The sequence below is a fragment of the Ruegeria sp. HKCCA4008 genome, assembly GCF_013033125.1.
GTDB lineage: Bacteria > Pseudomonadota > Alphaproteobacteria > Rhodobacterales > Rhodobacteraceae > Ruegeria.
On sequence record NZ_WQDM01000002.1, the window covers coordinates 319,506 to 340,599 of the forward strand.

At 58.7% G+C, this 21,094-nt stretch carries 19 protein-coding genes; 7 read left to right on the plus strand and 12 right to left on the minus strand.

The genetic code is table 11. The features are described 5' to 3' along the window. Positions 1–62: 62 nt before the first annotated feature. Positions 63–2,015 (plus strand): 4Fe-4S binding protein, encoded by a 1,953-nt coding sequence (locus tag GOW60_RS05865; protein ID WP_171228571.1) that lies wholly within the window; start codon positions 63–65, stop codon positions 2,013–2,015. Here the strand turns inward: GOW60_RS05865 and GOW60_RS05870 are convergent. Then, the gene (locus GOW60_RS05870; RefSeq protein ID WP_171228572.1) at positions 2,009–2,737 is read right to left on the minus strand and encodes a cytochrome c; all 729 of its coding nucleotides are present in this window, start codon (positions 2,735–2,737) and stop codon (positions 2,009–2,011) included. The genes GOW60_RS05865 and GOW60_RS05870 overlap by 7 nt on opposite strands. A gap of 122 nt (positions 2,738–2,859) precedes the next feature. Between GOW60_RS05870 and GOW60_RS05875 the strand changes: the two genes are divergently transcribed. Genes GOW60_RS05875 through GOW60_RS05885 form a run of 3 tightly spaced genes read left to right on the plus strand, consistent with a single transcriptional unit; the run spans position 2,860 to position 5,092 of the window. After that, positions 2,860–3,921, plus strand: coding sequence for an Mrp/NBP35 family ATP-binding protein (locus tag GOW60_RS05875; RefSeq protein ID WP_171228573.1), 1,062 nt, complete (start codon positions 2,860–2,862; stop codon positions 3,919–3,921). Next, the gene (locus GOW60_RS05880; protein WP_171228574.1) at positions 3,918–4,616 is read left to right on the plus strand and encodes a biotin/lipoate--protein ligase family protein; all 699 of its coding nucleotides are present in this window, start codon (positions 3,918–3,920) and stop codon (positions 4,614–4,616) included. The genes GOW60_RS05875 and GOW60_RS05880 overlap by 4 nt, the downstream gene beginning before the upstream one ends. Then, the gene (locus GOW60_RS05885) at positions 4,613–5,092 is read left to right on the plus strand and encodes a DUF6505 family protein (protein ID WP_171228575.1); all 480 of its coding nucleotides are present in this window, start codon (positions 4,613–4,615) and stop codon (positions 5,090–5,092) included. Before GOW60_RS05880 ends, GOW60_RS05885 begins: the two co-directional genes overlap by 4 nt. Here the strand turns inward: GOW60_RS05885 and GOW60_RS05890 are convergent. The 8 genes from GOW60_RS05890 to acs form a co-directional block, all read right to left on the minus strand. Further along, complete coding sequence (locus GOW60_RS05890) at positions 5,089–5,589, minus strand: flavin reductase family protein (RefSeq protein WP_171228576.1); 501 nt, start codon at positions 5,587–5,589, stop codon at positions 5,089–5,091. The genes GOW60_RS05885 and GOW60_RS05890 overlap by 4 nt on opposite strands. A gap of 88 nt (positions 5,590–5,677) precedes the next feature. After that, on the minus strand, positions 5,678–7,090 hold the full coding sequence (locus GOW60_RS05895; RefSeq protein WP_171228577.1) for a PolC-type DNA polymerase III: 1,413 nt from the start codon (positions 7,088–7,090) through the stop codon (positions 5,678–5,680). Positions 7,091–7,092: 2 nt separating this feature from the next. After that, positions 7,093–7,611, minus strand: coding sequence for a hypothetical protein (locus tag GOW60_RS05900; protein WP_152457722.1), 519 nt, complete (start codon positions 7,609–7,611; stop codon positions 7,093–7,095). 27 nt (positions 7,612–7,638) lie between these two features. Further along, entirely contained in the window at positions 7,639–9,462 is a 1,824-nt protein-coding gene (locus GOW60_RS05905) for a DUF294 nucleotidyltransferase-like domain-containing protein (RefSeq protein WP_171228578.1), read from the minus strand. A gap of 108 nt (positions 9,463–9,570) precedes the next feature. Continuing rightward, on the minus strand, positions 9,571–11,355 hold the full coding sequence (locus GOW60_RS05910) for a sodium:solute symporter family protein (RefSeq protein WP_171228579.1): 1,785 nt from the start codon (positions 11,353–11,355) through the stop codon (positions 9,571–9,573). A 15-nt stretch (positions 11,356–11,370) separates the two neighbouring features. Further along, a complete protein-coding gene (locus tag GOW60_RS05915; protein WP_152459845.1) occupies positions 11,371–11,655 on the minus strand; it encodes a DUF4212 domain-containing protein in 285 nt (94 codons plus the stop codon). Positions 11,656–11,836: 181 nt separating this feature from the next. Then, a complete protein-coding gene (locus tag GOW60_RS05920) occupies positions 11,837–12,520 on the minus strand; it encodes an adenylate kinase (protein WP_171228580.1) in 684 nt (227 codons plus the stop codon). A gap of 7 nt (positions 12,521–12,527) precedes the next feature. Next, the gene (acs, locus tag GOW60_RS05925; RefSeq protein WP_152457725.1) at positions 12,528–14,492 is read right to left on the minus strand and encodes an acetate--CoA ligase; all 1,965 of its coding nucleotides are present in this window, start codon (positions 14,490–14,492) and stop codon (positions 12,528–12,530) included. Between the two features lie 428 nt (positions 14,493–14,920). Here acs and GOW60_RS05930 point away from each other — a divergent pair, with 428 nt between their 5' ends. From GOW60_RS05930 to GOW60_RS05940, 3 genes are read left to right on the plus strand one after another with little or no spacing between them, the layout of a single operon-like run. Further along, positions 14,921–15,937 carry a C4-dicarboxylate TRAP transporter substrate-binding protein gene (locus GOW60_RS05930; protein WP_171116347.1) on the plus strand — a complete coding sequence of 339 codons (1,017 nt, stop codon included), beginning with the start codon at positions 14,921–14,923 and terminating at the stop codon, positions 15,935–15,937. Between the two features lie 57 nt (positions 15,938–15,994). Beyond that, entirely contained in the window at positions 15,995–16,624 is a 630-nt protein-coding gene (locus GOW60_RS05935; RefSeq protein ID WP_171228581.1) for a TRAP transporter small permease, read from the plus strand. Positions 16,625–16,627: 3 nt separating this feature from the next. Further along, positions 16,628–18,031, plus strand: coding sequence for a TRAP transporter large permease (locus GOW60_RS05940; protein ID WP_171228582.1), 1,404 nt, complete (start codon positions 16,628–16,630; stop codon positions 18,029–18,031). 137 nt (positions 18,032–18,168) lie between these two features. Here GOW60_RS05940 and GOW60_RS05945 read toward each other — a convergent pair whose 3' ends face one another. Genes GOW60_RS05945 through rocF form a run of 3 tightly spaced genes read right to left on the minus strand, consistent with a single transcriptional unit; the run spans position 18,169 to position 21,059 of the window. Beyond that, a complete protein-coding gene (locus tag GOW60_RS05945) occupies positions 18,169–19,209 on the minus strand; it encodes an ornithine cyclodeaminase (protein ID WP_171204604.1) in 1,041 nt (346 codons plus the stop codon). 9 nt (positions 19,210–19,218) lie between these two features. Beyond that, the gene (ctlX, locus tag GOW60_RS05950; protein ID WP_171228583.1) at positions 19,219–20,139 is read right to left on the minus strand and encodes a citrulline utilization hydrolase CtlX; all 921 of its coding nucleotides are present in this window, start codon (positions 20,137–20,139) and stop codon (positions 19,219–19,221) included. Then, complete coding sequence (gene rocF / locus GOW60_RS05955) at positions 20,139–21,059, minus strand: arginase (RefSeq protein WP_171228584.1); 921 nt, start codon at positions 21,057–21,059, stop codon at positions 20,139–20,141. The genes ctlX and rocF overlap by 1 nt, the downstream gene beginning before the upstream one ends. Between the last annotated feature and the right edge of the window lie 35 nt (positions 21,060–21,094).

Below are 21,094 nucleotides of genomic sequence, written 5' to 3' on the forward strand. Positions count from 1 at the left end.
TTGCTTTCCCGGGGGGACAGCCTAGTGTGCATGGAACCGGGCCGGTTGCCCGAGGAGAGGATATGGCCACGAAACTACTGCTGTGTGATTGCGCCGGAACACAGGCAATCGATCCGGACAGGATCGAAAGCGCCTGCGGCATTGCCTGTTCCAGACTGCACACCGCGCTTTGTACTGCTGAACTGCAATCCGCCGCGGACTTGATGAAAGAAGGTGATACCGTCATTGCTTGCGCGCAAGAGCATGACGTTTTCAGGTCACTGGCCGAAGACCTGAATATCGACGTTCCCGGATTTGTCGATCTGCGTGATCGGGCCGGGTGGTCTGACCAAGGTGCGGATGCGACGCCCAAGATGGCCGCATTGGCGGCCGAGGCCGTTCTGGCGCAACCGGTCACACCCAGCGTGGATGTTTACAGTGAAGGCACCTGTTTCATCATCGGACCCGGTGCGGTGGCCTTTGATCTGGCAGAGCGTCTGGCGGATTCGTTGGCAGTGACCGTCATGACCACTGATTTGTCAGAGCCCCTCTCTCGCGCCTATGACGTGGTACGGGGGCAGCTTCGTTCGGTTTCCGGTGCGCTTGGTGGGTTTTCGTTGCGTCTGGACGCGCTTCAGCAGGTCGTGCCCGGTGGGCGCGGCGCGTTTGCTTGGACCGATCCAAAGGACGGTGCGCTTTCATCGTGTGACATTGTCATCGATCTGGCAGGAGAAACGCCCTTTGTTCAGGCCCCGGACAAGCGCGAAGGCTATTTGCGGGCTGATCCCAGGGATGCGGTTTCCGTGGAGCGTCTGGCTTTTGAAGCCGCGCAATTGGTGGGGACATTCGAGAAGCCACTTTATGTGCGGGTGGAAGAAACCCTGTGTGCCCATTCCCGGGCCGAGCAGGTGGGCTGTACCAATTGTCTGGATATCTGCCCAACCGGTGCGATTTCCCCGGCGGGCGAGCATGTGGCGATTGACCCGATGGTATGTGCAGGCTGTGGTGCTTGCGCCGCGCTGTGCCCTTCAACGGCCATAACCTATGAAGACCCACCTGTTTCGGCGCTGTTGTCGCGGATGCATATTCTGGCCCGTACCTATCGACGGGCCGGCGGCACCGCGCCACGGTTGCTTGTCCATGACGCCCACGGGGCCGAAATGATCCGGTTGGCGGCGCGTTTCGGACGTGGATTACCTTCGGACGTGATCCCACTGGAATTGAATGTGATATCTGGCTTTGGCCATGCCGAGATGCTGGCGGCTCTGGCGCATGGGTTCGCGCGGGTGGATGTGCTGTTGGCGCCGACGACTGAACGCGAGGCGTTGAACCGGGAGCGTGAATTGGCACATGCAATTGCTGGCCCCGAGGGTATAGGCCTGATTGACGAAGCAGACCCCGATGCGATGTCCGATCTGCTGTACGGGCAAGCGGTGCCCCGGCCTTTGTCCGATCCGGTCTTGCCGATGGGCAATCGCCGGCAAATCGCGCGGCTGGCAGCACAGGCGCTGAACCCGCAGGCTGAATCGCCTTTGCCGCTGCCCGAAAATGCGCCTTACGGGGCGGTTGCAGTGAATACCGACAGCTGCACCCTGTGTCTCAGCTGTGTGTCGCTGTGCCCATCCGGTGCGTTGATCGACAATCCGGACAAGCCGCAATTGAACTTCCAGCAAGATGCCTGTCTGCAATGCGGGATGTGCAAGACCATATGCCCCGAGGATGCGATCACGCTTGTTCCACAACTTGATCTCAGCGATGCGGCCCTGTCACAGCAGGTTCTGAACGAAGAAGAACCTTTTGCCTGCGTGGAATGCGGGGCATTGTTCGGGGTGAAATCCACGGTTGAGCGGATCATGGAGAAGCTTTCGGGCACGCATCCGATGTTCGCGACGTCGGATCAGGCGCGGATGATCCAGATGTGTGACAATTGCCGGGTGAACGTGCAGTTCCAACAGCAAGACAATCCGTTCCAGTCAAAACCCAAGCCTCGGGTCGTCACGACCGAGGATTACTATTCAGACAGAAAGGATCACTGAAGTTTCAGGGGGGCACCCAGATCCGCAGCGTCGATGCGCGATACGAACGCCAGGATCGCGTCAAGATCGTCCAATGTCATCTCAACCGGGTGAATAGGAGACGGGCGTTCGGGATCGAAAGGCGGTGTCAGACCGTCGATCTGTGTGAATGCGGGGTGGGGGTTCAGGGCGAAAAACGCTTCGAATCGCTGCGACCAGTCGGGCATTGCGCGCAGCACGGCGAAAGAGGGCGTCGACCCCAGGCCATTCATGCGGTTCCTTGGCCCGATGACATGACAACGCCCGCAATGGGTCATCGAAAGTTCTTCGCCAAGTTGGGTGTCGCCCTCGACGATGTCACCGGACTCAACCACGGCAATATCAAAATTGGCAGAGTAGGGCCCTCCGTCTGCCGGAGCAAAGCTTTCCACCGTGCGCTTGCCGATATCCGACTTCAGCCATTCAAGAAAACGGGTCTGGCGGTCGTTGTCTTCGATACGCAGGTGATAGATCACGTCGTTGCGGGCAAAGACCGGATCACCGGGCGGCGCGGTTTCCAGCACCATGACCCCGGCGTCGTCTGCAATAACACGGATCCCGGTCTTGAGAGAGAAGCGAGGAAGGATATGTTGCAACAGGCCGGAGTCTTTAACCTCTGCCGGGGCCGCAAGGCCAATCGCCTCTTGTGACCAAGAGGGGGTGGCAGAGAGCGTCAGGCTCAGGCACAAGAGGACAAAGCGCATGGCTCAACGTAACTTCGCGGGGCGGGATGCGTCAAATGTACAGACAAAGACGGAGACACGTGCAATGAGCTGCGAGTCGATACGCACGCCCCTGTCAGCAGGGCGGATCAAGGGGAACAAGCATGAGTGTTCGTGACGCGGTTCTGGCGAACCTGAAAAAGATCACCGACCCGGTATCCGGGCAGGACATCGTAAGCGCAGGCATCGTGCGCGCCTTGAATGTGGAAGGCGACACGGTACGCTTCGTGCTTGAGGTCGACCCGAAATATGCGGAAAAGATGGAACCCGTCCGCGCCACGGCTGAAAAGGCCGCTCAGATGGTGGAAGGCGTGGCAAATGTTTCGGCCTTGATGACCGCGCATTCCGACAAGGCACCGCCGGATCTGAAACCGAAACCCAAGCCATCGCAAACCGGGCCGCAGGCCGTGCCGGGTGTGGATCGGATCATCGCCGTTGCCTCTGGCAAGGGCGGGGTTGGCAAATCCACCGTTTCGGCCAACCTTGCCTGCGCATTGGCTGCGGAAGGCCGGCGTGTGGGTCTGCTGGATGCGGATGTTTACGGGCCGTCGCAACCCCGGATGTTGGGTGTTTCGGGCCGCCCGGCCAGCCCTGACGGCAAGACGATCCTGCCGCTGCGCAACCACGGCGTCACCATGATGTCGATGGGTTTGATGACCAATGAAGGTCAGGCGGTTGTCTGGCGCGGGCCGATGCTGATGGGTGCGCTGCAACAAATGATGAGCCAGGTGCAATGGGGCGCTTTGGATGTTCTGATCGTCGATCTGCCGCCCGGCACCGGTGACGTGCAACTGACGCTGAGCCAAAAGTTCCAGGTGGATGGTGCCATTGTCGTTTCAACGCCGCAGGACGTGGCCCTGATTGATGCCCGCAAGGGGATCGACATGTTCAACCAGCTCAAGACACCCATTGTCGGGATGATCGAAAACATGTCCACGCATATCTGTTCGAACTGTGGGCACGAAGAACATGTTTTCGGTCATGGTGGTGTCAAGTCCGAGGCAGAGGCGCTGGGTGTGCCGCTGCTGGGTGAAATCCCCTTACATCTGGACATCCGGGTCGCCGCTGACGGAGGTGCGCCCATCGTGGTCAGCAAACCTGACAGCCCGCAGGCCGAGGCATTCCGCGAGATCGCCCGCGACATGATCGCCAAAGGCAACGCATGAGCCAGCCGGTTTTCCCACCCTTGCTGACGGGCCACCCGGTTCAGGGTGGGGAAGACCCGTTCGAGCGCGCGCAGGCCATGGCCGCGCTGGGCTGTGATGCGGGGACGGTTGTCTACAATATTCAGGCGGATTTCCTGCGCGTGGCAATTGTTTTTGCCCCCGAGGTACCATTGCAGGATGCGGTGGCGATACTGCCGCTTTGTGCTGTGGGATTCCAGAACGCGCTGGGCGCTTTGGCCCCGCCAGAGGTTGCGGTGCATCTGGGTTGGGATGGTCTGGTTTGCGTGAATGGGGCGCGGTGCGGCCGGTTCCGCGCGGCTGCGTCAACATCAATGCCCGAGGAAGAGCCGGACTGGCTGGTCGTCGGTTGGGAGCTGACGCTGTTGCAAACCAGTGATGCGCCGGGTGAAACCCCTGATATCACCGCGCTGTACGATGAAGGCTGTGCCGAGGTTTCTGCAACGCAGCTGGTGGAAAGCTGGTCACGACACATGTTGACCTGGCTCAACCGTTGGCAAGAGGATGGCAACGCGTCCTTGCACGCCGAATGGATGGGCCTGCTGCGCGGCGTGGGCGAACCGCTGATCGATGGTGGTGTATTCCTTGGAACGGATGAACGTTTCGGGATGCTGATCCGCGACGGGGTCGACACGCATCTGCGCCCCCTGACTGACTTGTTGGAGAACCGAGAATGAAACTGGCCCGAGCGATCCATTTCGACGAAAGCGACATAAACGTGTTTCATTCCCCGGCACGCACCGGAGAGTGGTGCGTTTCGGGCGGGTTTGAGTTTTCCAACTGGGGGCAGGGCGATCTTGAAGGCAAGGCTCGACAGGCATTTGCGAATGGCTGGCTGGGGTTGGAAACCTTTGGCCGAGTGACTTTTGTCGCCGTGACGCAGATCGAAGCCGCAGAGAAAGATCAGATTGCGCATAACCTGGCCGAACATTTTGTGCAGTTCTATGGCGCACCTTCGGTCGAGGCCGCATTAGGCGTTGCACAAGCTGAAATCGACCACATGTCAGAGTTGTGCGAAGACCATCCGGCCAACACGCTGTTGACCGTCGCAAGGGAATTGACAGAGACAGGCGTGCACGAAGCCTTTCGCGTGATCACTCCTCAGGACGCAGAACTGGAAGCGTTGGCGGTTCACGGGTCGCTGGACGATTAGATCAGGTCGACAAACCCGCCGAATTGCCCGCGTTTGAAGATCAGCCCTTTGCCGGTGCGATACATGACCTGATCTACCTGACCCACGATGATCAGATGATCCCCGGCGTCATGGCGGGCATGAAGGCGGCAATCGAACCGGGCCAGACACTGGGCCAGATGTGGACGCCCGGCCTCATCCTCGGTCCAGTCCGCATGTGAGAAATCCGCCCCATCGCGTGCGAACCGCAACGCCTGATCCTGTTGATCCTGCGCCATGACGTGGATCGAATAGAGCTCACAGGTGCTGAACGTATCGAATCGGAATGATTCCTTGGCCAGACACCACAGGACCAGTGGCGGGTCTAACGAGACCGAGGCAAATGAATTCACCGTAATGGCACGCGGGCCATTGTCGGATTGCGCGGTAATCACCGTGACACCGGTGCCAAAGCACCCCAACGCTTCCCGAAAGGCGGGGCTTTGATCCGGGGTTGGTCTAAAGGTCTTTTCGGTCATCGCGCGCTTAATCCTTGGCCGCGCATCAGGTGCCATGCGTGGCCCGGATTGTCCATGAAAAGCTGACTGCCGGGTGCAATTTATGCCGTCAGTTCAGATCTTCCAGCAAACGACCATGTTTGCGGGTTTCCATGATCACCTCGCCAAAAGTCGTCAGGCCGCGTGCTTGCAGGATCGGCAACATCTTGATCAATGCCTCGGCCGTGGCAACCGCGTCGCCCAGTGCGGTATGGCGCAACGTTTCCGGGATCGTGATTTCCAGCCGTTCACACAAGGCGTCCAGTGTGTGCGTGTCGCTTGCCCCGAACAGCACCGCGGACAACAATACCGTGTCGAGTATCGGATGATCCCACTCGACACCCATCCGTTTGGCATGGCGGCGCAGGAACGCCATGTCGAACGGGGCATTGTGCGCCACGATCACGGCGTCGCGCGAAAACTGATGGAAAACGCGCCCGGCTTCGGCAATATCGGGCGCCCCCTGAACCATACGATCGCTGATCTTGTGTACCTTGGTCGAGGCCGGGGGAATCGGAATGCCGGGATCAACCAGCATGTCCAGATGCTCACCCTGAACGATTCTACCATTCAGAACGCGTACTGCGCCGATCTGCACGATCTCATCCTTGTGAGGTAGCAAACCGGTTGTTTCCGTGTCGAAAACCACGAAACACAGATCCGACAGGGGGCGGTTCTCGAACGCATCATCCCCCGGCGTATTGAGAAGTTCGAAATCATAGACCAGCGGGCGGGCATCGTCCGGTGACATATGTGTCGCGCTGTCTTCGAAGACAAGCATATATCCGGGTGCATCCCCCAAGGGTTTCATCCGGGCGGAATAGGTCTGCCGCCCATCCACGCTGGAGAGGGTGCAATAGACGTCCTTTCCGGTTTTGCACATCTTGGCATATGCGTCCGTCAGGCCGGTGGCTTCGAGATATTCAAAAAGAGATGCGTTCAGACGAGGATGCGCGATCTGGGCAAGAACCTCGGCGGCCTGACCGTCGTACAGAACGATCTGATGTTTCGGACTGGCCAGCAGCATGGCCACCGGGATTTCCGTCAGCAGCGCGGTCAGGCGCTGTTTTTCTGCGGCCAGATGCGCGGTTTCGGCGGCTACGGCCTCGGCCGTGCGCATGGCGTTCGAGGCCAGTTGTTCCGCCAATCCCGCCGCAGCCGGGGCAAGATCGCCCAGATACCGCGCGGCCTGCATGTCTAGGTCGGTGCTTACACCGGCATGTGCACGGGCACGCAACTGGGCGGAAAGCCGTTCGATCGGTTTGGCGACGTTGTCGTCGAACAGCAGCCAAACCCCCGCGACCAGCGCCAGAAATCCAAATCCGATCAGGATTTCGGCAAAGACGAAATCATTCAGCAGCCCGGGGTTTCCCGCGCGGGAATAGGTGATCCAGAGAGCGGTGGCGCTGATGGCAACCCCGCCCAGGGCGAGGAGGCAGAAGAACAGAAAAATCCTGAGCCTCAAACTCAATCCGGTCAGCATGATCACACCCCGCAAGTGGCTGCGATGACGGGGTCATTGGTTCCGGCTGCAATCCAGTCAGCGTTCACCAGACGCCCGTCCTCGGCAAATTCGGCACCATCCGCCAGGTTGGCGCGGCGGCCTTCTGCACAATTCACGGCCACCGGCAGTTTCGAAACCGGAGCCCAGCGGCCAAAGAAGTAAAGATCGACAAGCCGTTGTTCCGGAACGTTTTCGTTTGTGCGCACCGATACGGTGTCGATTGCGGCAAACCGGTCAACGAACGGCACCGCGTAGGTCCAAGGACGATAAAACGCGCGGCTTTCGACCTCTTGCACGATGGTCATCTCTTCCGGCAGTTGGTCGCGCGTGCGATCGTACCAGGAATATTCGCTGGTGATGGTCATCGCGATCATTCCAAGACCGGCCGCAACCGGCGTTGTCCATTTTGGCAAACGCCCTCCGGTCAGCTTGTTCAGCAGAAGAACGATGCCGGCACATGCGACCCCTGCGAAAATCGTGCCGATCAGTTCCAGAAACATGTGGTCTCTCCGTTGGTCAGTCGCATCTCAGCCCAGCATTCCCTTGCCGTGGCCAACTGCCGATTGCATCGTTTTTACCACCACGAAAGCATCACGCAGATGACTTCGCTCAAAGTCCGACAATTCAGACGGTGGCAGGTAGTTGTCGGGCATCGCTCCGGATTTAACCAGCCGCACCTGATGCTCCAGCCGGGTTTCAGCGATCAGATCATAGGCGTCCAGCAAGTCACGCGCACCAGAAGGGCTGAGCACGCCACTGGCCTCGGCTGCTTTCAGGCGGGCGCGGGTGTTGGCCTCGGTCAGCTCGCCTTGCAGTGCGTAGATGCGCGCCAGATCGACGACGGGCACAACTCCGTTGTGTTTCAGATCCAGCGTATTGCGATGCTCGCCCGAGCGGATCGTCGCGAAACCGCGCAGCAGGCCCAGGGGGGGCGTGTGCTTCAGCGAGTTCGAAATCATGTGTGCGACGAAGATCGAGTTTGCCCTGGCCACTGCCAGAGTGTCGGCTTGCAGATCGCCAAACAACTCAAATGCGCCGCCGATGGGGCGCAGGTCGAACATGACTGAGGCCAGCATTTGCGCCTCGGGGTTTGGCTTAGCAATCCAGCCTTTGAAATAGTCGCGCCAGACACGAACCGGCTGACACCAGCGCGGATTGGTCGCCATCATGTCGCCGGGGCAGTAGAAGTACCCGCAGACGTCCAGCCCGTCAGAGACGAATTTGGCCAGTTTGGTGAAATAGGACATATCGGCGTCGGTGACGCTATCGTCCAGCATCAGGCAATTGTCCTGATCCGATACGCCGGTTTGTTCTTGCCGTCCCTGTGAGCCGCAGGCCAGCCACAAATAGGGTACAGGTGGCGGACCCAGTTCAGATTCGGCCAATTTCAGCAGGCGGCGGGTAACCGTGTCTGCAATATCGGTGATAAGCCGCGTGACAATCTCGTGTCGGTTCCCGCCGGCAACCAACTGAACTAGCAACTGCGGAATTTCCGCCGTCACCCTCGCCATCTCTTCGGCACTGTCAGCCTTTGCGATCCGACCAACCAACTCGGCCGAGTTGACGGCCTGATAGCGGGTCAGATCGGTCTGCGTCACGATCCCGACCAGACGACCGCCTTCGGAAACAGGGATATGGCCAATGCCGCGCTCCATCATGATATGCAGAACGTCCGAGCCGATATCGCTGGGCGACAGCGTCACGGGATTTGCAGTCATGATTTCGGAAATCCGTGTGGTTGCGGGCAACCCGTCCGCAACATATTTGCCCGAAATGTCCCGCAGGGTGGCGATACCTTTCAACTTCTCTCCATCTGTCACGCATAGCGACGAGATGTGTTTGTCGCGCATGATCCGTGCCGCTTCCTGAACTGTCGTGTCCGCAGGGCAGGTGGCGGGATCGCGCGCCATCAGAACGTCAATCGAACTGGTCGCAAGGCTTTGCGGGCCGCTGCGACCTCCACGGGTTCGATTGAAGAATTTGGCGACGACATCGTGGTTGTCGATCAAACTGCGCACCAAATCCGGTGGCAGAACCATCAGGACCGACGGCGTATGAGCACGGGCTTTGGTGGCGGCTTTGCCGTCTTTCAGCAGGCCTCTCTCGCCGAAGGAGTTGCGCAGCCCCAGATGAGAGACGATGGCCCCGTTCTCATCGGTAATCTCAACCTGTCCTTCGTAGATCAAGAACACCCCGGGCAACTTGTGACCCAGCTCATAAACCGAGGCGTCTTCCTCAACTTCCCAGACCTCGATCTGTTTGACGATCTGATCCAGGGCGTCGGAAGGCAACACGTCATAGGGGTGAACGGATTTCAGAAACCGGGCAATTTCATCATGGGACAGGGGCATGTGTTGTCTCCGGTGTTCTGGTTAAAAAATCCCGCCCAGTGGTGTGCCGGGCGGGAACAGTGGATCGAAAGACGCGGTCGAAGGCAAGAACCAACGACCGCATCAAGCTCACTTATTCTGAGCTGCGCCCGCACCACGGGGAATGCGCACACTTTCGACCAGATCTTTGATCTCCTGCGGGGTCTCTTTGGTCATGCCTGCAACAACGTAGGCAACCGCAAAGTTGATCATAGCACCGATTGCGCCGAACGAGGTCGACTTGATCGGACCCAGCAGCGGGTCTGCATCAGTGAACGAGTTGGTGCCCGGAATGAACAGCCAGCCCTTGTGCAGGAAGATGTAGACCAAGGTCACAACCAGACCAGCCAGCATACCCGCAACCGCGCCGGTGTTGTTGATGCGGGTCGAGAAGATCCCCATCATCAGCGCCGGGAAGATCGAGGCCGCCGCCAGACCAAAGGCCAGGGCCACGGTTTGCGCCGCAAATCCGGGTGGGTTCAGGCCAAGGTAGGTTGCAACAACGATGGCTACGGCCATTGCGATACGCGCAGCCAGCAGTTCACCCTTTTCAGAGATTTGCGGGTTGATCGCACCTTTGACAAGGTCGTGGGACACCGCTGACGAGATCGCCAGCAACAAGCCCGCAGCGGTTGACAGAGCAGCCGCAAGACCACCGGCAGCGACCAGACCGATCACCCAACCCGGCAGGTTGGCGATTTCGGGGTTGGCCAGAACCAGGATGTCACGGTTGAACTTGGTCAGCTCGTTACCGACCCAGCCTTTTTCTTCCGCAATGGTGGCCATCGCTTCGGACTTGTCGTTGTAGTACTGGATCTTGCCGTCGCCGTTCTTGTCTTCCCAATCCAGAAGACCGGTTTTCTGCCAGGTTTTCATCCAGTCATAGCGCGGATCGGTGTCGATTTCCTCGACTGAGACAGCGCCACCTTCGATGCCGCCATTGGGCCACATCATGTCGGTGATGTTGAGACGTGCCATTGCGCCAACCGCAGGGGCGGTCAGGTACAGCAGAGCGATGAAGACCAGAGTCCAGCCAGCCGACCAACGTGCGTCAGAGACTTTCGGCACGGTGAAGAAGCGCATGATGACGTGCGGCAGACCAGCCGTACCGATCATCAGCGACAGGGTGAACAGCACCATGTTCAGCGTGTTCGAGTGGTGGGCCGTGTATTCATTGAAACCCAGCTCGGTCACGATGGCGTCCAGCTTGGTCAGAAGGGGCTCACCACCGGCGGTGTCACCAAACAGACCCAGGGCAGGGATCGGCGTGCCGGTCAGCTGCAACGAGATGAAGATCGCCGGGATGGTGTAGGCTGTAATCAGCACGCAGTACTGAGCAACCTGGGTGTAGGTTACACCTTTCATCCCGCCAAACACCGCGTAGGCAAAGACCACACAGGCACCGATCAGCAGACCGGACGTGTTCGACACCTCTAGGAAGCGGCCAAAGGCCACACCCACACCAGTCATCTGACCGATCACATAGGTCACCGACGCAACGATCAGGCAGATCACCGCAACGACACGCGCGGTCTGGCTGTAGAAACGGTCGCCGATGAATTCCGAGACGGTGTATTTGCCGAACTTACGCAGGTAGGGCGCAAGCAGCAGTGCCAGCAGCACATAGCCACCGGTCCACCCCATCAGGAAGGTCGAGTTGTCATAGCCGGTAAAGGCAATTAGGCCCGCCATCGAGATGAACGAGGCCGCAGACATCCAGTCCGCCGCTGTCGCCATACCGTTGGTGACCGGGTGAACGCCGCGACCGGCGGCGTAGAACTCCGATGTGGAACCCGCGCGGGCCCAGATCGCGATGCCGATGTATAGCGCGAATGATGCGCCAACAAACAGCAGGTTGATGGTAAACTGATCCATAATCCCCGCTCTCCCTTATTCTTCGTCCACGCCGAATTCGGCGTCCAGCTTGTTCATGCGCCAGGCGTAGTTGAAGATCAGCACCAGAAACACCAGGATCGATCCCTGTTGTGCGAACCAAAAGCCCAGATCGGTTCCGCCTACGGCAATCCCCGACAGCAACGGACGCAGCAGAATGCCGAATCCAAACGACACCAGCGCCCAGATCGCGAGGCTGATGTAGATGAGGCGCAGGTTGGCCTGCCAATAGCCCTTATCGGACTCGGCAGTCTGCGCGGAGTTTGTTGAATGATCCGCCATCGCGGGTTCCTCCTTCGCTTCCTCGTTGGACGGCCCGATGCCCACATCCTCCAGTGCGTCGGACCGCTTCTCACTTGCGCCAGACGCCATGTGACGTCAGGCAAAACTCCTCCAGTCCGCCAAAGCGGTCTTTTGAAGTATTCTGTTTGGGATCAGAGCCTTGCGGCCCTAAATCCACCCCCTATTTCATGACTTCGCCAACGATCCCTTCAAGGTCATTGGCAATGTCTTCGATCCTGCCCATGGCGTTTGTACGCTGCAGCACGCCCTGACCGTCATAGTAGGCGATCAGTGGTGCCGTCTGCGCGTGGTACGCTGCAAGGCGCGAGGCCACCGTTTCGGCATTGTCGTCGGCGCGGCGCTTGAATTCGGTATGGCCACACTTGTCGCATTTGCCTTCTTCGGCAGGCTTCTTGAACTGGTCATGGTAGCCTTCACCACAGCCGGCGCAGGTGTAGCGGCCCGAAATACGGGTCACCATCTCCGCGTCTTCCACCTCGAGGCTGATCGCGGCGTTGATCTTCTGGTTGTTCGATGCCAGCAGGCTGTCCAGCGCTTCGGCCTGAACCGTCGTGCGCGGGAAACCGTCCAGAATGACGCCTTTGGCGCAATCCGGCTGTGCCATGCGGTCGCGCAGGATGGCGATGACGATTTCATCGCTGACCAGATCGCCGGCTTCCATAACGGCTTTTGCCGCTTTGCCGGCTTCGGTTCCGGCCGCGACCGCTTCGCGCAGCAGGTCACCGGTGCTGAGTTGTACAAGTCCGAATTTCTCTTCCAGCATCCGGGCCTGAGTTCCCTTCCCGGCACCCGGAGGGCCGAGAAGGATGAGAACGGCGGGCGTGGTGATCGTGGCAGCGTCCATCATACCCTCACTTGTTCGCACGGTTTTCGATCAGGTCTTCGACCACCGACGGATCGGCCAGTGTCGAAGTGTCGCCCAAGGATCCGAAATCGTTCTCGGCGATCTTGCGCAGGATACGGCGCATGATCTTGCCCGAGCGCGTTTTCGGCAGGCCGGGTGCCCACTGGATCACATCCGGGGATGCAATTGGGCCGATCTCGGTGCGGACCCATGTGCGCAGCTCTTTCATCAACTCGTCCGAAGGCTCGCGATCATTCATCAACGTGACATAGCAATAGATGCCTTGCCCTTTGATTTCATGAGGGTATCCAACCACCGCAGCCTCGGCCACAGCAGCATGTGCAACCAGCGCGCTTTCCACCTCGGCCGTACCCATGCGGTGACCGGACACGTTGATCACGTCATCTACACGACCGGTGATCCAATAGTCGCCATCTTCGTCGCGACGGCAGCCGTCACCTGTGAAGTAGTAGCCTTTGTAATCCGAGAAATAGGTTTTCTCGAACCGCTCATGATCGCCCCAGACGGTGCGCATCTGGCCGGGCCAGCTGTCTTTGATACACAGAACGCCCTCAACACCGTTGCCTTCGATTTCGACACCGGATTGCGGGTCCAGAACCACCGGTTCGATGCCAAAAAATGGTTTCATGGCCGATCCGGGTTTCATCGCATGCGCGCCGGGCAGCGGCGTCATCAGGTGGCCGCCGGTTTCGGTCTGCCACCACGTATCGACGATGGGGCATTTACCTTTGCCGACAACCTCGTTGTACCAGGTCCAGGCTTCGGGGTTGATCGGTTCACCCACGGTGCCCAGAATGCGAAGATCGCTGAGGTCGCATTTTTCGACAAACTCATTGCCCTGACCCATCAGAGCGCGGATCGCAGTGGGGGCGGTGTAGAATTGGTTGACCTTGTGCTTTTCGCAGACCTGCCAGAAGCGCGAGGCGTCGGGATAAGTGGGCACGCCTTCGAACATCAGCGTGGTTGCGCCGTTGGCCAGCGGGCCATAGACGATATAGCTGTGCCCGGTGACCCAGCCCACGTCAGCGGTGCACCAGTACACGTCACCTTCGTGATAGTCGAATGTGATCTCTTGCGTCATCGAGGCGTAAACAAGATACCCCCCCGTGGTGTGCACAACGCCCTTGGGCTGACCGGTCGAACCGGACGTGTAAAGAATGAACAAAGGATCTTCGGCGTTCATTTCGGCTGGGGCGCAATAGTCGTCAGCCTCGAGCGCCATCTCGTTGTAGTCAAAGTCGCGACCGTCGATCCAGGTGGTCTGACCACCGGTGCGCTTGACCACAAGGCATTTCACTGTGTCCTTGCAGTGCAGCAGGGCGGCGTCTGCGTTGGATTTCAGCGGCGTTTTGCGGCCGCCACGCGGCGCTTCATCCGCAGTGATCACAACCTTGGCGTCGCACCCGTTGATGCGCGCGGCCAGAGCGTCGGGCGAGAAGCCCGCGAAAACGATGGAGTGAATCGCGCCGATCCGCGCACAGGCCAGCATGGCATAAGCGGCTTCGGGGATCATCGGCAGATAGATGACCACGCGATCGCCCTTGCGCACGCCAAGGGATTCCAGAATGTTGGCCATCCGGCAGGTGCGGCGGTGCAATTCTGCGTAAGAGATATGCTGGGCCGGGTCATTCGGATCATCCGGCTCCCAGATGATCGCGGTCTGGTCGCCGCGGGTTTTCAGATGACGATCCAGGCAGTTGGCCGACACATTCAACGTGCCATCGGCATACCAGTTGATCTTGACCGAGCCAAACTCGTAACTGACGTCCTTGACCTGGGTGAAGGGCTTGATCCAGTCGATGCGCTTGCCTTGCTCGCCCCAGAACGCGTCGGGGTCGCTGATTGAGGCTGCGTACATGTCAGCATACTTTGCCGCATCGACATGCGCACGAGCGACAGTTTCTGCGGATGGCGGATAAGTCTTGGCATCTGCCTGGGCAGCGGTGGTCATCTTTGAGGCTCCTCCCTCTGGACTGGATTGCTTGTGGATTTTTTGCCTGTCATTCAGGCAATGTCGATCCTGTTCCTCCCCAAGTTTGAATATTACCGCGTTCTGAAAATAAATAAATAAATTGGTGTAATCCTTGGATTTCTTTGTAAAGAAATTTCAACAATATGGCCAAATCTGTAAAAAAATCGGCAAAAGAATCACTAAAATAGAACAAAAACAGCCGCTTAAAAGTAACGAGAATTGAGGGCGCTGTGTGTCAATTGTGGTTGCAACGACAGGTGACCTCAAGGCTTCTGTCGTCTTGGGTCGTTTCTGGGGCTTATTCTGCAAAATACGCAAATCCCGGTTAGGGTTGGCACAATCGAATGTTGGCGCTAGCTTGATCGGCAAGCGCCTCGGTAGGGGGCGCACCTATGGGAGACGATACTATGAAAAAGATGTTGAGCGGTGCCGCAGTCGCCGCCCTTGGCGTTGCTTTTGTGACCGAAGCCGCGGCGACAGAATGGAACGCATCCGTCTGGGGCAAGCGCCGCGCCTTTACGGAACATGTTGAAAAGCTGGCCGAACTGGTCAGCGAAAAAACCGGTGGCGAATTCACCATCAATGTCAGCTATGGCGGGTTGTCCAAACCCAGGGAAAACCTGGACGGGATCGAAATCGGCGCCTTTGAGATGGCTCAGTTCTGTGCTGGCTATCACCGCGACAAGAACCGGGCGATCACCGTTTTGGAACTGCCGTTCCTAGGTGTGAATAACCTGCAGGAAGAAGTTGCGGTAAGCCATGCGGTATACGACCATCCGGCGGTCAAGGAAGAGATGGCGCAATGGAACGCCCGCATCATCATGACCTCGCCAATGCCGCAGTATAACCTTGTCGGCACGGGCGAGCCGCGGGATGAACTGGCTGAATTTGACGGAATGCGGGTCCGGGCGACCGGCGGCCTTGGCCAGGCCTTCGAGGCGGTCGGAGGGGTGCCGACATCGGTTCCGGCGACCGAAGCCTTCAATGCGATGGAATCGGGCGTCGTCGACACCGTGGCCTTTGCCCAGCACGCGCACCTGTCATTCGGAACGATCAACGAAGCGGACTGGTGGACCGCGAACCTGAATCCAGGAACGGTGAACTGCCCGGTTGTCGTCAACATCGATGCCTACGAGGCCCTGCCAGCCGAACATCGTGAGGCTCTGGACAGCTCGATTGACGAGGCGATCGATCACTACCTGGCGAATTACGGCGGCTTGCTCGAACAATGGGACAGCGTCCTGGAAGAAAAGGGTGTCCAGAAGGTCATGATCGACGAAGCGGTAATTGAAGAGTTCCGCACAAAGGCCGCTGACCCGATCCGTGAAAAATGGATTGCGGACATGACCGCACAGGGCCTGCCGGCGCAGGACCTTTACGATCTTGTCCAGACGACGCTGAAGCAACAGCGCGGCGGCAACTGATCCACAAGGCCGGGTGCTTTCAAGGCGCCCGGCAACAAACAACAAGGAAACACCGGAATGGCAGGACAAGCCACGGTTCTGGTAGACGGCAGCCGTCTGAGCCAGTTGGATCAGCGTTTGCTCGTGCTCGAACGGTTTCTGGCACTGATCAGCGGATTGGCGGTTTTTTCACTGATGGTATTGGCCGTTGTGTCGGTCAGTGGTCGAAATGCGCTGAATGCTCCTTTACCGGGCTATGTGGACTGGATCGAACAGGCGATGCCTCTCATCGCTTTTCTGGGCATTTCATATGTTCAGCGTGACGGGGGGCATATCCGGATGGATATCGTCATATCCCGCTTGCACGGTCGGGCTTTGTGGCTGTTCGAACTGCTGTCGGTGGTTCTGATCCTGATCCTGATGCTGGCTTTGGTTTGGGGCAGTTGGTCTCATTTCGACCGGTCCTTTGATTTTAGCGCCCCAATGTGGAGCCGGGACAGTTCGATCGACATCGGTATACCCTTGTGGCCGGCCAAGCTGCTGGCACCCGTTGCATTTTCCGTTCTCTGCCTGCGCCTTGCGCTGCAAGTCTGGGGGTATGGTCGGGCGTTCTGGCTGGGGCTGGACGCTCCGGCGGCCGTTCCGTTGATACAGGATGCAGCGGCGCAGGCGGCGGCCGAGGCTGAACAGTTCGAAGGGCAGGACTGATAGATGGACACGATTGATATTGGCCTCTGGGTCACTGGCGGCCTTCTGGTCCTCGTCGTGGCGGGCATGCGGGTTGCCTTTGCAGCCGGTTTGGCAGGGCTTGTCGGACTGGTTTGGATTTTCTGGGCCAAGTTCGGTTACGATCCGGAACGGTTTGGCAAGGCGCTGACAGTGGCGGTCAAGACCGCGGGGCAGGTGCCACATTCCAAGGTCGCGTCCCACACTCTCAGCCTGATTCCGACCTTCATCCTGATCGGGTATCTGGCATATTACGCGGGACTTACCCGCGCTTTGTTCGAGGCCGCAAAACGCTGGGTCGCATGGGTGCCCGGCGGGTTGGCGGTTTCGACCGTTTTCGCCACGGCCGGCTTCGCTGCGGTGTCCGGAGCTTCGGTTGCGACGTCCGCCGTCTTCGCCCGTATCGCGATTCCGGAAATGCTGAAGGTGGGCTATAACAAACGCTTTGCAGCAGGTGTGGTTGCCGCGGGCGGGACGCTGGCCTCCCTGATCCCGCCTTCGGCCATTCTGGTGATCTACGCGATCATCGTCGAGCAGGATGTCGGGAAACTGCTGTTGGCGGGTTTCATTCCGGGTGCGTTTTCCGCAATCGTGTACGGCCTTCTGATCATTGGGATTGCAGTGATCTTCAAATCCGTTGGCCCGCCGGTCACGGGGTTTTCCTGGAAACAGCGCTTTGCAGCACTTCCCGGTGCCATTCCGATTGTCGCCGTCATCCTGATCATCATTTGCTTTGTCTACAATCCGTTTGGTGAAAAAGCATGGGGCACTCCGACGGAAGGCGGTGCCATTGGCGCCTTCATCGTATTCTGTTTCGCCTTGTTCCACGGAATGCGCTGGGCCGAGTTCAAATCTGCGCTTTTGGAAACCGCCAAACTGACGGCGATGATCTTTTCGATCATCTGGGGCGTTCTGATCTATGTCCGCTTTCTTGGGTTCGCCGACCTTCCGGGTGCCTTCTCGGATTGGATTACGGGGCTCGAAATGTCGCCCATGATGATCCTGATCTGCATTCTACTGGCATATGCGGTGTTGGGCATGTTCATGGACGCGATCGGGATGCTGCTTTTGACTTTGCCCGTCGTCTATCCGGCGGTAATGGCCTTGAATGGTGGTGAGACCGTCAGTGCCGCCGACAGCGCTTTTGGAATGTCCGGCCCGATGTGTGCGATCTGGTTTGGCATTCTGGTGGTCAAGATGGCCGAGTTTTGCCTGATTACACCGCCCATCGGGCTGAACTGCTTTGTCGTTGCCGGTGTGCGCCCGGACCTGAGCGTTCAAGATGTGTTCAAAGGCGTCACACCCTTTTTCATTGCTGACGCCCTGACCATCGCAATGCTTGTGGCATTCCCGGGTATTGTCCTCTACCTGCCATCGCTTGCGGGATAGCTCGGAAGCGAGGCTCTGCCTCGCGCTCCGGGATATTTGTGGCCAGATGAAGTTTGGATCCCTTGATTCATCTGGCTAAAAATATCCCGGGGGAGGCGCGCGCAGCGCGGCGGGGGCAGAGCCCCCAAGATCGCGCGCTATCCAGCTCGCATCAACATTCCGAACAAATCGCGCGGATCGTCCGGGTCGGCCAACATGTCCAGAGGTTCAAAGAAGGTTGTGCCTTCAATCGCCTGTTTCACAAAGCGCAGGGCCGAGAAATCCTCGATGGCAAAGCCTACACTGTCGAACAAAGTGATCTGCCGCTCATCGATGCGCCCCTTGGCGGCGCCGGTGATGACCTGCCACATCTCGGTCACAGGGTGATCCGCGTCCAGCGCCTGAATTTCGCCTTCGATCCGGGTTTGTTCAGGGTACTCGACGAAGATGTCCGAACGCAACAGGATGTCGCGATGCAACTCGGTCTTGCCGGGGCAATCGCCTCCGATGGCGTTGATGTGCACGCCGGGCCCGACCATGTTGTCGGTCAGGATCGTTGCGTATTTCTTGTCTGCCGTGCAGGTGGTGATGATCTGGGCACCTTCGATGGCGTCTTCCGGCGTCTTGCAAGGGATGACTGTCAGGCCCTTGCCCTGTAAGTTCGCAGCGCATTTCGACGTGGCATTCGGATCGATGTCATAAAGCCGAACGGTGTCGATTCCGCACATTGCCTTGAAGGCGAGGCACTGGAATTCGGACTGTGCGCCATTGCCGATCATGGCCATTGTCCTGGCATTTTTCGGGGCCAGATAGCGCCCGACCAATGCCGAAGTCGCAGCCGTGCGCAGCGCGGTCAGCATCGTCATTTCGGTCAACAGCGTCGGATATCCGGTGTAGACATCCGCCAACAGACCGAATGCGGTAACGGTTTGCAGCCCCTCGGAGGTGTTCTTGGGATGGCCGTTTACGTATTTGAACCCGTACGCCTCACCATCCGAAGTTGGCATCAACTCAATTACGCCATGAGGAGAATGCGCCGGAATGCGAGGTGTCTTGTCGAAGCTTTCCCATCGTTTGAAATCGGCCTCGATCTGAGCGGCAATCTGCGTGATCATCTGTTCGACGCCAATGTGGTGTACCAGTCGCATCATGTTGTCGACGGAAACGAATGGTACCAGGGCCTTGTCTGAAGGTTGCATGGTGCTCTCCTATCGGCGGGCAAGGTGAACGCCTGCAATCATGCAGCGCACGGACCCACCGGCGGTTTCAATTGTTGGAACGGACAGCGGCAACGGTGTTGCACTGTCCTGGATTGTTGCGATTTGGTCTGGTGTGAGGGCGGCAAGTGCCCTGCTGGACAGGGCCAGAACCAACCCATCCCGTCCGGTCAGTTCAATGGCGTTACCTGCGAACTCGGCGATCTGGTCATGCGTCAGGTCAATGACCGTTCGACCGGATTCTTCCAGCCGATTGCGAACGGTCATGCGGCGGGCCGGGTCCGAAATCATGTCGAGGCAAATCAGGGCGTAATGCGTGCCGATACCCATCAAAACGTTGGTGTGATAAACGTCCCGGCCCTTGGCATCGCGGGCTTCGAAGGCGATTGGTTCATAGTTGAAATGTGTGCAGAACCGTTCCAACAGGACCGGATCGGCGCGATTGGACGTCACCGTGTAGGCGATACGGGCCACATGATCCAACACCATCGCGCCGGTCCCTTCCAGGGCCAGGTTGTCTTGTTCCAGCCCGGAATAGTCGATGACATCCTGCACACGGTATTCCTGTTTGAGCAGTTCGATTACATCGGTCCGGCGTTCGCGTCTGCGCGATGGCACGAACATCGGGTAGATCGCCACATGGCCGCCGGGATGCGTCGAGAACCAGTTGTTCGGAAAAACGCTGTCAGGTGTGTTGAGGTCGCCGAAATCGTCAAACACATGAACAGTGACTCCGGCGTCGCGCAAGTGCTGCACCGCCCGATCATGTTCATCCCTGGCCGCTTCCGACGTGGCCTCGGCGGATGCGGTGCTCAGCGTTTGAAAGGCATTGTCATCGCGTGTTTCCGGGTTCGACGCAAAAGCGTGCGGCCGGATCATGACGGCGGCAGATGGCGCTTGAAGAGACAGCATCAGAAACTCCGGGTGGGACGGTCGAAGATACGGCGACCCATCAACGAGGCGGCCAGATCGACCATCAGTTTTGCGGTTCGGCCCCGGTCATCCAGAAACGGGTTCAATTCGACCAGGTCCAGCGAGCAGACAAGTCCGCTTTCATGCAGCAGTTCCATTACCAGGTGGGCTTCGCGCTCGGTTGCACCGCCGGGCACGGTCGTGCCGACTGCGGGCGCCACTGCCGGGTCGAGGAAATCGACATCCAAAGATACATGTAGCAGAGCGTTTTCCGCTTTCACGCGATCAAGAAAGGCCAAAAGGGGGGCTTTGATACCGTTTTCATCGATGCTGCGCATATCCGCCAGCATGGCGCGGTCTTGCTCCAGCGCCGCCCGTTCCGCCGGGTCGACAGAACGTAATCCGATCATGCCGACGCGATCCGTCGGTATGACGGCGGGCAAAGGGGGGAAATCCTCGAATCCGGGTCTGCCGGTGAAATATGCCACCGGCGTTCCATGCAGGTTGCCGCTGCCGGTACTGTCCGGAGTGTGAAAGTCGCTGTGGGCGTCAAGCCACAGCACAAAAAGAGGGCGGTCGATCCGAGCAGCATGGGCGGCCATCCCGGCCACCGTACCCATGGACAGGGCGTGATCACCCCCCATGAAAATCGGAATGCCCTGACCCGCCGCGTCTTGCGCAGCTTTGCTGAGAGCGCGCGTCCACCCCACGCATTCGGGCAGGGCGAACAGGTGCGGGTGTTGGGGAATGTCGACGTTTTCGGCCTGCACGTCGCCCCAATCGTGAACGGTGTGACCAAGATCAGACAGCGCTTGATCCAACCCTGCCACGCGATACGCATCAGGTCCCATCCGGCATCCCTGACGACGCTTCCCGGCGTCCATTGGGGCGCCGACCAGTATGATATCCTTGATTTCCATGTGTTCATTTAGGCCGTCGGACTGTCTTGCGTGAA